12 protein-coding genes are annotated in these 11,841 nt (G+C 61.5%); 6 read left to right on the top strand and 6 right to left on the bottom strand.

Annotated features, from left to right (window positions below):
• Window positions 1-44 precede the first annotated feature (44 nt).
• On the bottom strand, window positions 45-380 hold the full coding sequence (locus tag DBR44_RS08610; RefSeq protein ID WP_124643670.1) for a multidrug efflux SMR transporter: 336 nt from the start codon (window positions 378-380) through the stop codon (window positions 45-47).
• A gap of 2 nt (window positions 381-382) precedes the next feature.
• Window positions 383-853, bottom strand: coding sequence for a multidrug/biocide efflux PACE transporter (locus DBR44_RS08605; RefSeq protein WP_124643669.1), 471 nt, complete (start codon window positions 851-853; stop codon window positions 383-385).
• 100 nt (window positions 854-953) lie between these two features.
• Between DBR44_RS08605 and DBR44_RS08600 the strand changes: the two genes are divergently transcribed.
• Window positions 954-1,820, top strand: a complete 867-nt coding sequence (locus DBR44_RS08600) for a LysR family transcriptional regulator (RefSeq protein ID WP_124643668.1) — start codon at window positions 954-956, stop codon at window positions 1,818-1,820.
• A 165-nt stretch (window positions 1,821-1,985) separates the two neighbouring features.
• On the opposite strand, the gene DBR44_RS08595 is transcribed toward DBR44_RS08600, so the two are convergent.
• Complete coding sequence (locus DBR44_RS08595; protein WP_124643667.1) at window positions 1,986-2,450, bottom strand: DUF2846 domain-containing protein; 465 nt, start codon at window positions 2,448-2,450, stop codon at window positions 1,986-1,988.
• A 352-nt stretch (window positions 2,451-2,802) separates the two neighbouring features.
• Window positions 2,803-3,636, bottom strand: coding sequence for an SDR family oxidoreductase (locus DBR44_RS08590; protein ID WP_124643666.1), 834 nt, complete (start codon window positions 3,634-3,636; stop codon window positions 2,803-2,805).
• Window positions 3,637-3,799: 163 nt separating this feature from the next.
• Between DBR44_RS08590 and DBR44_RS08585 the strand changes: the two genes are divergently transcribed.
• From DBR44_RS08585 to DBR44_RS08570, 4 genes are all read left to right on the top strand, one after another.
• Window positions 3,800-4,033 carry an exodeoxyribonuclease VII small subunit gene (locus tag DBR44_RS08585; protein WP_059284794.1) on the top strand — a complete coding sequence of 78 codons (234 nt, stop codon included), beginning with the start codon at window positions 3,800-3,802 and terminating at the stop codon, window positions 4,031-4,033.
• Window positions 4,023-4,919: a polyprenyl synthetase family protein gene (locus DBR44_RS08580; protein ID WP_124643665.1), complete on the top strand. Its 897-nt coding sequence runs from the start codon at window positions 4,023-4,025 to the stop codon at window positions 4,917-4,919. Before DBR44_RS08585 ends, DBR44_RS08580 begins: the two co-directional genes overlap by 11 nt.
• A 16-nt stretch (window positions 4,920-4,935) precedes the next feature.
• Entirely contained in the window at window positions 4,936-6,786 is a 1,851-nt protein-coding gene (dxs, locus tag DBR44_RS08575; protein WP_124643664.1) for a 1-deoxy-D-xylulose-5-phosphate synthase, read from the top strand.
• A gap of 140 nt (window positions 6,787-6,926) precedes the next feature.
• Window positions 6,927-8,219 (top strand): MgtC/SapB family protein, encoded by a 1,293-nt coding sequence (locus DBR44_RS08570; protein WP_124643663.1) that lies wholly within the window; start codon window positions 6,927-6,929, stop codon window positions 8,217-8,219.
• On the opposite strand, the gene DBR44_RS08565 is transcribed toward DBR44_RS08570, so the two are convergent.
• Entirely contained in the window at window positions 8,216-8,881 is a 666-nt protein-coding gene (locus DBR44_RS08565; RefSeq protein ID WP_124643662.1) for a methyltransferase, read from the bottom strand. The two genes, DBR44_RS08570 and DBR44_RS08565, sit on opposite strands and share 4 nt — an antisense overlap.
• A gap of 224 nt (window positions 8,882-9,105) precedes the next feature.
• Window positions 9,106-9,903 carry an alpha/beta fold hydrolase gene (locus DBR44_RS08560; protein WP_124643661.1) on the bottom strand — a complete coding sequence of 266 codons (798 nt, stop codon included), beginning with the start codon at window positions 9,901-9,903 and terminating at the stop codon, window positions 9,106-9,108.
• 151 nt (window positions 9,904-10,054) lie between these two features.
• Between DBR44_RS08560 and dsbD the strand changes: the two genes are divergently transcribed.
• Window positions 10,055-11,830: a protein-disulfide reductase DsbD gene (gene dsbD / locus DBR44_RS08555; RefSeq protein ID WP_124643660.1), complete on the top strand. Its 1,776-nt coding sequence runs from the start codon at window positions 10,055-10,057 to the stop codon at window positions 11,828-11,830.
• Window positions 11,831-11,841: the final 11 nt, after the last annotated feature.

Here is an 11,841-nt window from a genome sequence, read left to right as displayed (position 1 = left end):
GTAAGTATCAGCATGGCGGACTCACCCGCCACGCCGCACATCGTTCAATGACTGGCCGATTTGGAAAACAGGTTCAACACCAGCACGCCGGACATGATCATGCCAATGCCTATCATGGCTGGCACATCCAGCTTTTGCCCGTAGAGCTGCCAGGCCACCAGCGACACCAGCACGATGCCCACGCCAGACCAAATGGCATACACCACCCCCACCGGCACATGGCGCAAAGTCAGCGACAGCATGTAAAAGGAAATCATGTAGCCGATGGCCGTCACCAGCGACGGCCCCAGCCGGGTAAAGCCCTCGGTCAGCTTCATCGACGAGGTGGCCACCACCTCGGACAGAATGGCTACCGACAGGAAAATCCAGGCATTATTCATATTCACTCTCCTGCAGCGCCCTCGGCGCGAAGCCGGGCAGTATGCCTGCGCTGTATGACACGCAGGCGAATCCGGTCGTAAGCCAGATTGAACACATAGGTATAAGGCAGGAAGAAGGCAAAAAAGCCCAGATCGAGCAAAAATGCCTGCCAAAACGATACCGCCAGCCACCACGCCGCCAACGGCACCAGCATCACCACCAGCCCTCCTTCAAACAGCAAGGCATGCGCGCTGCGGACCCACACCGTGCGTGTCAGCCCCCAGCGCCTTTCCGCTCGCTCGAACAGCGCGTTGAACAGCATGTTCCACAACATGGCCACACTGGACATCATCAGCGCCAGCAAGCCCATATGCCCCAGCCCGGTGTCCATCACCAGCGAAGCCAGCGGCACCAGCAGGATCATGGCGCACAGCTCGTACAGCACGGCATGAAAAATCCGTTCGCTGATAGGCTTGTCGTGTTGCGTCTGCATGGTGTTTCCTCCGGCTAATGCTGCTGACTGGTTCTGATCGGGTGACATTGTGATTGGTTTGACGGATAGTTAAAAAATAAAACCCATCGGAAAGTCCGATATGTCACTGTCGCTAGACGCCATCGCCGCCTTCAGCACCGCCGCCGAGCTGGGCTCCTTTTCCGCTGCCGCCCGTCGGCTGGGCAAGAGCCAGTCCACCATCAGCGAAGCCATTGCCAATCTGGAAATCGACCTGGGCGTCAGCCTGTTCGAGCGCAGCGGCCGCCAGCCCGTGCTCACCCCTGCCGGCCAGCAATTGCTCAGCCATGCCCGCCAACTGCTGGATGCCAGCGACACGCTGGGCCGGGTGGCCGGCCTGTTGGGTGGCGGGCTGGAGCCACGGCTGACCATCGTGCTATCCGACACCTTCCAGTCGCAGGCGCTGGAACAGATGCTGCGCCGTTTCGAGCAGCAGTTTCCCGCGCTGGAACTGGAAACGCTGGTGGCAGAAAAAGAAGACGTGATCGATCTGGTGGAAAGCGGCCGTGCCCAGCTGGGTTTTGTCTCGGGCCTGGCGCGCTATCCGGCCGACATCGGCCATTACCCCATGGCGGATGCCAGCCAGAGCAATCTGTATGTCGCCAGTGGCCACCCGCTGGCGACACTGCCGGAAGTCAGCCGCGAACAGCTGGCCGCCGAGCGCGAGTTGCGGCTGAACACCTATTACGGCCCGCCCAGTGCCACCCTGAGCGCACGCTGCTGGTCCGCCCCCAGCTATCTGCTGCTACTGGAAATGACACGGCTGGGTTTTGGCTGGGCCGAACTGCCCTGCTGGCTGGCGGTCAACTTTGGCGGCGATGAACTGCAGGCACTGAATGTGGCCGGCTGGCCCAAGTCAGTCAGGGTGGATCTGGTGTGGTCGCAAGCCCGCCAGCCCGGGCGGGCAGCGGCATGGGTGCTGGCGCAGCTGATGGGGACGGGGGGATAGCAGGCCGGCTTCATCCCAGCCGGAATCAACTAACAAGTCGCCAAGGCGTATGCAATCAGCTTTGCGTTGCCAGCGCCCAGCCTACTTCCCAGTAGGACGCCTCGCCACGTGACAACAACGGCCCGCCCCACACCATCCCCCACAACCACAAATGAATATCCAATATTATTTGGACGAACTGCAATTTCCTGGTGTAGCCATATCCAGATCCGCAATATCAGCTTTTCCCTTTTCTTCAGAAACTTGCTCCAAGCCAGCACCACCCACAAACATACCTAGCTTGATATATTGACGAATAAAATAATTCTTACCTGCATCAAACATTACATCAATTGAATTTGCCGAAAACTCTGATTCGGTATCAATTTTATGAACCTTACCGCCAGAAACTTCAGTATGAAAAAAAACGTCCGGGGCGCTCTCACCCACACACTTGCCGTCAATAAACAAGTCTTTCCTAAGTGCCTTACCGACAAAGCTATTACGATAGATATAAACACCAGCATTACCAGCACTGGGGGGATTGAACTCCTTGGCTTTGGCTGAAGCTTCCTTAGGTGCCATGTTTACTGATGCACAGCCGGTAAACAGTAGGGATATAGTCATAGCAATAGCAAGCGAGGCTTTCATCGATCAGTCCATATTTTTAATCATAGAGCTCGACACTCTACAGTAAAAAAACAATGGCATAAAGCATAATTCACCTAGGAAAATACACATAAATCACAACAAATTCTTACAACTATTTTTTTGAAAAGTTACTTAAATGCAATGAAAAACCCATGCAGTGCATAACCAATCAGAACAAAAATAATTAAGAACAGTAGGCACCGACCCATTTAGTGCAATACGGGCGAAGCAAAAGAAAGAAGCTCAACAGCAGGGCGAGACCCGCGAAGTTAAACGCAGCGATGCACCATCGTTTGTCGCACAGCAAGGATCAAACCGTTTAAACATCGGGTATCCGCTATGCCGACACCTACTACACCGCCTTGCGTAGCGCCCAGTCAAAAGCCCGCGTCGACAACACCCGGCGCAAAAACCAGAACACCTTGGTCGGCGTGGTCACGCGGTAACGCGCGGCAGGGCGCGGCACGGTAATGGCACGCCACACCTCTTCGGCTACCGCCGTGGCCGGCAGAGTGAACGGCGCGGCGTGGCCTTCTTTTTTCAGCCGCACCAGCTGGCCTTCGTACTCCTCGCGGTGCACGCTGCCCGCCACATCGACATTTTTCAGGAAACGTTGCAGGGCATTGGGGCGGAAGCGGCTTTCAATCGGCCCCGGCTCCACCAGTGACACAAAGATGCCGCTGCCGTGCAGCTCCTGGCGCAGGGTGTCGCACAGGCCTTCCATGGCGAACTTGCTGGCGTTGTAAGCACCGCGCCAGCGCATGGCGGCAAAGCCCAGAATGGAGCTGTTATAGATGATGCGGCCATGACCCTGGGCACGCATGACCGGCAGCACGGCATTGGTCAGCTCCCACGGCCCGAACAGATTGGTCTCGAACTGTTCGCGCATGGCCTGGCGGCTGATGTCTTCCACCGCACCCGGCTGGCCAAAGCCGGCATTGTTGAACAGGGCATCCAGCCGGCCACCGGTCTGGCCCAGCAGCTGCTGCAACGCGGCATGAATGGAGGCGCTGTCGGTCACATCCAGTTGCAGGCTTTCCAGCCCTTCCGCCTGTAGCCGGGCCACATCGTCGGCACTGCGGCAGCTGGCAAACACGCGCCAGCCACGCTGCTGCAACAGCTTTGCCGTGTGGTAACCAATACCGCTGGAGCAGCCGGTAATCAGAATGCAGGGGGAGTGGGACACGGGACAACCTCGTCGAAATCACGGAAACAGGCGGAACCCTACACCATCCACCCGGCATTGCTAAAGCGCTTTCACCGCCGCGCCCGTTGCCGACAAAGTTATCGTATCGCCGGAGAAATGGAATAAAATGGCCGACTACCGATTTTGCAACAAGGAAAACGCCATGGCGAAATCCGCCAAAGCCCCGGCCAGCTTTGAAACCGCGCTGGCCCAGCTGGAGGACATCATCCAGGCGATGGAAGGCGGCGACCTGCCGCTGGAGTCTGCGCTCACCTCGTACAAGCAAGGCATCGAGCTGATCAAGTTCTGCCAGGGCAAATTGTCCGACGCCGAGCAGCAACTGAAAATTCTGGAAAACGACGAACTCAAACCGCTGGACCTCAGCAATGGCCAATGAATCCTTCATCGGCTGGATGACGCAGATCCAGCAAACCATGGAAACCGCGCTGGAGCGTTTTCTGCCCTCCGCCGACAGCCTGCCGCAACGCCTGCATGAAGCCATGCGCTATGTCACGCTGCAGGGCGGCAAGCGGGTGCGCCCGCTGCTGGTATTTGCCGCTGGCGAACTGAGTGGTGCCAGTACCGAGAACCTGGCCCGCGCCGCTGCGGCGGTAGAAATGATCCACGCCTATTCGCTGGTGCACGACGACCTGCCCTGCATGGACGACGATGTGCTGCGCCGTGGCAAGCCCACCTGTCATGTGGCATTTGACGAAGCCACCGCCCTGCTGGTGGGTGATGCGCTGCAGACGCTGGCTTTCGAACTGATCGCCACCCCGATGGAAGGTGTTCGCCCGGCGACCCAGCTCAGCCTGTGCCAGACGCTGGCACGTGCGTCCGGTCATGCCGGCATGGCTGGTGGCCAGGCCATCGATCTGGCCAGCGTTGGCCATAGCCTGAACCTGCCAGAGCTGGAGTTCATGCACATGCTGAAAACCGGCGCGCTGATCCGCGCGGCGGTGATGCTGGGTGCGCAAGCCGGCCAGCCGCTGTCTGCAGTCCAGATCGAACAGCTGGACATCTTCGCCAAACGCATTGGCCTGGCTTTTCAGGTGGTGGACGACGTGCTGGATTGCGAAGCCGATACCGCCACGCTGGGCAAGACCGCTGGCAAGGATGCCGCCAATGACAAGCCGACCTATGTCAGCCTGATGGGACTGGCCGAAGCCAAGCAGTTCGCCCAGGAACTGTGTGCCGAAGCTTTTGCCGCACTGGAAGGCTTTGGCCCGGATGCCGACCGACTGAAACAACTGGCCGACTATATCGTAGCCCGCTCGTTTTAACCGCAGAAGAACAACAATGACCCCGCTGCTCGACACCATCCACCTGCCCTCCGACTTGCGCGCCCTCAGCCGCCAGCAATTGCCGCAACTGGCCACGGAGCTGCGCGAATTCCTGGTCGACACGGTCAGCAAGACCGGTGGCCACTTTGCCTCCAACCTGGGCAGCATCGAGCTGACCATCGCCCTGCACTATGTGTTCAACACCCCGGACGACCGGCTGGTGTGGGACGTGGGCCACCAGACCTATCCGCACAAGATCCTCACCGGCCGCCGCGAACGCATGGGCAGCATGCGTCAGCAAGGCGGACTGGCCGGTTTCCCCAAGCGCGAGGAATCGCCCTACGACACCTTTGGCGTCGGCCATTCCTCCACCTCCATCGGTGCGGCACTCGGCATGGCGGTGGCCTCCAAGCTGCAGGGGCTGGAACGCAAGTGCGTGGCCATCATCGGCGACGGGGCCATGACTGCCGGTCAGGCTTTCGAGGCGCTCAACAACGCCGGCGCAATGGATACCGACCTGCTGGTGGTGCTGAACGACAACGATATGTCGATCTCGCCCAATGTCGGCGCACTGAACAATTATCTGGCCAAGCTGATGTCCGGCCGCTTTTATGCGGCCATGCGCGAAGGCTCCAGCAAGGTGCTGGGCATTGCCCCGCCGCTGAAGGAAATTGCCAGCAAGGTGGAAGAGCACGTCAAGGGCTTCTTCACCCCCGGCACGTTGTTCGAGGAATTCGGCTTCAACTATATCGGCCCCATCGACGGCCACGATATCGATGTACTGGTGGACACCCTCAAGAACATCCGCAGCCTGAAAGGGCCGCAGTTCCTGCACATCGTCACCAAGAAGGGCCACGGCTACAAGCTGGCCGAGAACGACCCGGTAAAATACCACGGTGTCACCAAGTTCGACCCGGCCAACGGCCTGGCCGGCAGCAAGAGTGGCGGCAAGCCGCAATACACCCAGGTGTTTGGCGACTGGATTTGCGACATGGCCAAGCTGGACCAGCGTCTGGTAGGCATCACCCCGGCCATGCGCGAGGGTTCCGGCCTGGTGCGTTTCGAGAAGGAACACCCGGACCGCTACTTCGACGTGGCCATTGCCGAGCAGCATGCCGTGACATTTGCCGCCGGCCTTGCCTGTGACGGTGCCAAGCCGGTGGTGGCGATCTACTCCACCTTCCTGCAACGCGGCTACGATCAGCTGATTCACGATGTGGCACTGCAAAACCTGCCGGTGCTGTTTGCCATCGACCGTGCCGGCCTGGTGGGGGCGGATGGCCCCACCCACGCCGGGGCCTTCGACATTTCCTTCCTGCGCTGCATTCCCAATATGACGGTGATCACCCCGTCCGACGAAAACGAATGCCGCCAGTTGCTGTATACCGCCTTCCAACTGGACAGCCCCAGCGCCGTGCGCTACCCGCGCGGCGTTGGTCCCGGCGTGGAAATCCAGGCCGACATGGCCGCCCTGCCGCTGGGCAAGGGCGTGCTGCGCCGCAACGGCCAGGGCAAGGTGGCGATACTGGCCTTCGGCAGCATGGTGGCCCCGGCACTGGCTGCCGCCGAAGCACTGGATGCCTCGGTGGCCGACATGCGCTTCGTCAAGCCGCTGGATAGCGCGCTGATCCGCCAACTGGCCGAGCTGCACGACTATCTGGTCACCGTGGAAGAAAACGTCATCATGGGCGGTGCCGGTTCAGCCTGTGGCGAAGCGCTGCACGCCATGGGCCTGCAGCGACCTATACTGCACCTGGGCCTGCCGGACGACTACGTCGAACATGGCGACCCGGCCGTGCTGCTGGCTGACTGCGGCCTGAACGCTGCCGGCATCGAGGCCAGCATCCGCAACTGGTTGCCTCAATAGTAGCCAGAGCGGCTAAGAAAAATAGCGTAGCGCCCCTGGGGCAAGGCGCGCCGACGCAGACAGTACAAGCTGTACGGCAAGGAGGCGCAACGCTGCAACAGGGTTTTTCTTAGCCGCGCCAAACAGAACAAGGGGAAGTCATGGGTGGTTTTGATCTAGCAACATGGCTGAACCTGAAAGGCAGCCCGTTCGAGGCGCTGCCGCTGTTTGTCACCAGCCTGGCCATCGGCCTGCTGATGGGAGTGGAGCGCGAACGCAAGCACCGCACCCTGGCCGGCATCCGCACCTTTCCGCTGACTTCCATCCTCGGCACCTTGACCGCCATGCTGGATGCACCCAGCCACGGTGTGCTGCTGCAAACCGTAGGCCTGCTGGCGGTGGCGTCCTTCGGCTTCCTGCCCGAACGCAGCAGCGACCCCGACAAAACCGAGCCGCGCACCACCACGGTGGCCTCGCTGCTGGTGATGTATTGTCTGGGTGCACTGGTGTGGCATGGCTTTGGCGGCGTGGCCGTGGCGGTCGGCATCGTCACCACCAGCCTACTCTATCTGAAACCCGAACTGTCCGGCATCACCCACAAGCTGGAACGGCGCGACCTGCTGTCGCTGCTGCAGTTTGCCGCCCTGTCCTTCATCGTGCTGCCGCTGCTGCCCAACCGGACCTTCGGCCCCTATCAGGCAGTGAACCCCCATCAGGTATGGCTGATGGTGACGCTGATCGTCGGCATCAGCCTGTCCGGCTATCTGGCGGTAAAGCTACTGGGACAAAAAGTGGGCGGCCCACTGCTGGGCATTCTGGGCGGCCTGGTGTCTTCTACTGCCACCAGCCTGATCTACGCCCGCGAGGCGCGTGCCAATCCGCAATCCATCCAGTTGGCCACTGCCGTCATCCTGCTGGCCAATCTGGTACTGTTCGTGCGGCTGATGGTGCTGGCGGCCGTGGTGCAAACCAGCGTGTTGCCAGCGGTGGCCTGGGTGCTGCTGCCCGGCTTGCTGTGCGGGCTGGCCTGCGCCCTGCTGCAATTGAAGCGTGGCCAGAGCGAGCAGCAACAGCCCGACCTCAAGCTGAGCAATCCGTCCGAAATGAAGCTGGCGCTGGGCTTTGGTGCCATGTTTGCACTGGTGATGTTCTGCGCCGCCTGGCTGAATGCCGAATTTGGCAGCAAGGGCGTGTATGTGGTGGCACTGATTTCCGGCCTGAATGACGTCGATGCCATCACGCTAACCGCCTTCAACCTGTTCGGTGAAAACCGCCTGGATGGCCAGCAGGTGGCCACCACGCTGGTGCTGGCCATTACCGCCAACAACACCTTCAAGTTCGGCCTGATCGCCAGCCTGGGCGGTGCCACACTGGCCCGGCGCTGCCTGCCCACCCTGCTGGCCGCCAGCGCCGGCATGCTGACCGGGCTGCTGGCACTGGGTTGGGGCAGCTAGGCCGCCCTGCGCTGGCGCGACAGGCGCACGATGCACCCCTTGTAAACCTCTCCACTTTCCATCCTGCCCGGAGCCCGCTGACTGTCAAAGCCATAACCCAGCGTGGCCATTTCACGGCAGAAGCCGGCACGGTTGCCACGGTCGGGGTCAACGATGATCACCTCGGCCGCGCTGCTGGCGTGGCTGTCGATGAAGTGTGCCAGCTGGCCCGGCTGCTGGCGTTCGTACAGCACATCGCTGCCAATGATCAGGTCAAAACGCCCCAGCTCCGGATTGCTGCCACTCCAGTCGCCCGCCTGGTATTCCAGCGGTGACAAATGGTTGAGCAACAGGTTTTCCCGCAGGAAGTCCGGGCTCCGCGGATGCCAGTCGGTAACGGTGACATCGCCGTCGCGGCGGTGTACCACCATGCTGGCCAGCGCCAGCCCGGCACCGATTTCCAGCACGCGCAAGCCGGCCAGCGGCTCGCTGCTCATCAGCAGGGCCAGTACGCGGGCCGACGGCCACAACAGGCCGAACAAGGACCAGCTGGCCGGCGAAATGCCGCGTTGTTCGGCCTCGCCCAGCGGGTCGGCATATTGCTGGGAGTCCAGCAGGGAACGAATGTGATAATCGGTGCCGCCAACGGACACCGTTTGCTGCTTGGTCTGATAGCCGGGCATGCCGGGTAGCCTTTACAGGAAGGAAACTGGATTGCACTGCAGGAAACGTTCTGATCGAACGGGCAGTCGCTTCCAGAATCACTCAGGCAAGGGGCATGCGGGGACGAAAAGGCAGTCGGACACCGCGAACCCGTCGTGGCTGCGCGGCTGAAACCGTGTTCAGGGTAACATCTGCCCTGCCCGCCTGCTCATTTTTGTGTGCTGCAACAATGCGGCAGCCAGGCTTAGCCCGCCGGCAACAGCTGCATCAGTGCGCGGCGGATGGTGGCGGCGGTTTGCAGTGGGTATTCCAGCGGAAACAGGTGGCTGCCTTGCTGCTGGTGCATCTGCATGGCGAAATGCTGCTGCATGAAGCGGATGTCCGCCGCCCGCACCACATCGGACTGTGTGCCGGCGATAAAGGCCGTCGGCACGGTGAGCTGACCACGATGGCGCGGAAAATCATGCGGCAGGCCGCAGTAGATCTGATGCTCGATCTGTGGGCGAAACTTCAGCTGGCGGCCACCCTGGCCATTGTCCACCGTGCCATGCCGGGCATAATCGGCCAGGCAGTCCGGGTCGAAACGGGCAAAAGCCGGCTTGCGGGCAAAGTAGTCCTGCACCATCTCCACGCTGGCCCAGTTATCGCGCCGGCGCAGGGTATTGCCACCTGGCGTGACGCGGTCGATGAAGCCCAGCTTCTTGGCCAGCCAGATACCCAGCGAACGGCGCGGCCCCATCAGCGGCGAATCCAGAATCACGATGGCCTTGAACAGTTCCGGCCGTCTGAGCGCCGCGTAAAACAGCAAAAAGCCGCCCAGCGAATGGCCGACACCGAGAATCGGCGTGGCATAATGCTGCCCGACATACTGGATGAGTTCCTCCACCAGCTGCGGCCAGCAGTCGCTTACCGGAAAGCGCGGATCATGGCCGATGGTATCCTGCCAGCCCAGTTCGTAGTCGGTGGCCAGCGCGCCCAGCAGCTTGCCGTATACCGTGGCCGGAAAACTGTTGGCATGTGCAAAATGAATGATGTCCCGCATGATGTGATGTTTCGCCCATATTGTGTTGTTGTGGGTCGATACTACCGTAAAATGGCGGCTGTCCCGCCCGCGTGCGCATCTTGCCGCAGGGCGGCAGGAACCCGGCAGCTGCCTGCTGGTCAACCCTTGCTCTACCAAACTGAACTACGCCATGCCCCAGCCTCTGCTCCGCCTGTTTTCTCCCCTGTTGCGCCTGCTGGCCCTGCTAAGCCTGCTTGGCACCAGCCTCCCGGCGCTGGCAGTCAACCAGGAAGACCTGCTGCCACCGGAAAAGGCCTTCGCCGTCAGTGTGGAGCGCCAGGCCGACCACTTGCTGCTGCAACTGACCGTGGCCGACAACTATTATGTCTACCGTGACCGGCTCTCCTTCAGCACGGAGCCCGCCGGCCTTACCGGCCAGCCGCAACTGCCGGCCGGCAAGGAAAAGCACGATCCCTTTTTTGGCAAGCAGGTGATCTACCTGGGCAAGCAGTTGATCAAGCTGCCGCTGACTGCCGGCGCCCCGGCGCGCTTTCAGCTGAATGTCAAACTGCAAGGCTGCTCCACCGCCGGCGTGTGCTACCCGCCCTATACCCATCACCTGAATATCGACAGCTATGGCAGCGCCCAGAACGGTGGCAACTGGCTGACGGATGCCACGCCGGGAAAGCCGGCGGGTAGTAGCGGCAATCTGGCAGCCAAAGGTTGGCTGGCCACGCTGGGCAGTTTTCTGCTGGCCGGGCTGGGCATGGCTTTCACCGCCTGCATGTATCCGCTGCTACCCATTGTGTCCTCGCTGATTGCCGGCGAAGGCCAGCACATCACCCGCCGGCGCGGCTTCTGGCTATCGCTGACCTATGTGCAGGGCCTGGCGCTCAGCTATACCGTCATCGGCGTGATTGCCGGGCTCACCGGCTCGCTGCTCACCGTCTGGCTGCAACAGCCGGCGGTCATCCTGTCGGCCAGCGTGCTGATGGTGGTGTTTGCGCTATCGATGTTTGATCTCTACACCATCCAGTTGCCGTCGGCACTGCAGTCGCGGCTGGCGGATGCCTCCAACCGTCTGTCCGGTGGCAAGCTGGCCACGGTCTTCGGCATGGGTGTGCTGTCCGCGCTGATCATCGGCCCCTGTGTCGCCCCGCCGCTGGCGCTGGCGCTGGGCTATATCGGCAGCACCGGCGACGCCGTGCTGGGCGGCGCGGCGCTGTACGCCATGGCACTGGGGCTGGGCCTGCCCTTGCTGCTGATCGGCACCTTCGGCGGCCATGTGCTGCCGCGCGCCGGCGGCTGGATGAAGGCGGTCAAGGCCAGTTTCGGCGTGCTGATGCTGGGCCTCGCCATCTGGATGGCCACCCCCTTCCTGCCGGCCAGCCTGGCACTGCTGCTGTGGGCCGCGCTGTGCGTGGGCTGCGCGGTATTTCTCAAGGCCTTCGAAACCCTGCCCGGCAATGCCCATATCAGCCACAAGCTGGGCAAGGGGCTGGGGCTGCTGCTGTTTCTGGTGGGAGCCGCCCAGCTGGCCGGTGCGCTGGCAGGTGAATCCGACCCGCGCTATCCGCTGAAATGGCTGGCCGGCAACAAGGCCCAGGCCGGCGTCAGCCAGTCCATGCATTTTGGCCCGGTCAACGACAACGCCGGGCTGGATGCCGCCCTGGCCGAGGCCCGCGCCCAGGGCAAGCCGCTCTTGCTGGACTTCTACGCCGACTGGTGTGTGTCGTGCAAGGAAATGGAAAGCGACACCTTCCCGGCCCCTGCCGTGGTAGCCAAACTGCAAGGCTATGTGCTGTTGCGCGCCGACGTCACCGCCAACCTGCCGGCGCATCAGGCCCTGCTCAAACGCTTTGGCCTGTATGGCCCGCCCGGCATCATCCTGTTTGACAGCAAGGGCCAGGAGCGCAGCCGGGTAATCGGCTTTACCCCGGCCGCGGACTTCGCCGCCCGCCTGTAATCCCTGTCACC

The organism is Aquitalea sp. FJL05, from assembly GCF_003852595.1.
In the GTDB taxonomy this organism is placed as follows: domain Bacteria; phylum Pseudomonadota; class Gammaproteobacteria; order Burkholderiales; family Chromobacteriaceae; genus Aquitalea; species Aquitalea aquatilis.
Note: the sequence above shows the minus strand (reverse complement) of the source record. Positions and strands in the feature narration are given on the sequence as shown.

Bases quoted from the DNA above. Each gene is read 5' to 3' on its own strand.
- DBR44_RS08580 (WP_124643665.1), top strand. From the start codon at position 4,023: ATGGCCAATGAATCCTTCATCGGCTGGATGACGCAGATCCAGCAAACC.
- DBR44_RS08560 (WP_124643661.1), bottom strand. From the start codon at position 9,903: ATGCGGGACATCATTCATTTTGCACATGCCAACAGTTTTCCGGCCACG.
- DBR44_RS08600 (WP_124643668.1), top strand. From the start codon at position 954: ATGTCACTGTCGCTAGACGCCATCGCCGCCTTCAGCACCGCCGCCGAG.
- DBR44_RS08610 (WP_124643670.1), bottom strand. From the start codon at position 380: ATGAATAATGCCTGGATTTTCCTGTCGGTAGCCATTCTGTCCGAGGTG.
- DBR44_RS08595 (WP_124643667.1), bottom strand. From the start codon at position 2,450: ATGAAAGCCTCGCTTGCTATTGCTATGACTATATCCCTACTGTTTACC.
- DBR44_RS08585 (WP_059284794.1), top strand. From the start codon at position 3,800: ATGGCGAAATCCGCCAAAGCCCCGGCCAGCTTTGAAACCGCGCTGGCC.
- DBR44_RS08565 (WP_124643662.1), bottom strand. From the start codon at position 8,881: ATGCCCGGCTATCAGACCAAGCAGCAAACGGTGTCCGTTGGCGGCACC.
- DBR44_RS08570 (WP_124643663.1), top strand. From the start codon at position 6,927: ATGGGTGGTTTTGATCTAGCAACATGGCTGAACCTGAAAGGCAGCCCG.
- dsbD (WP_124643660.1), top strand. From the start codon at position 10,055: ATGCCCCAGCCTCTGCTCCGCCTGTTTTCTCCCCTGTTGCGCCTGCTG.
- dxs (WP_124643664.1), top strand. From the start codon at position 4,936: ATGACCCCGCTGCTCGACACCATCCACCTGCCCTCCGACTTGCGCGCC.
- DBR44_RS08605 (WP_124643669.1), bottom strand. From the start codon at position 853: ATGCAGACGCAACACGACAAGCCTATCAGCGAACGGATTTTTCATGCC.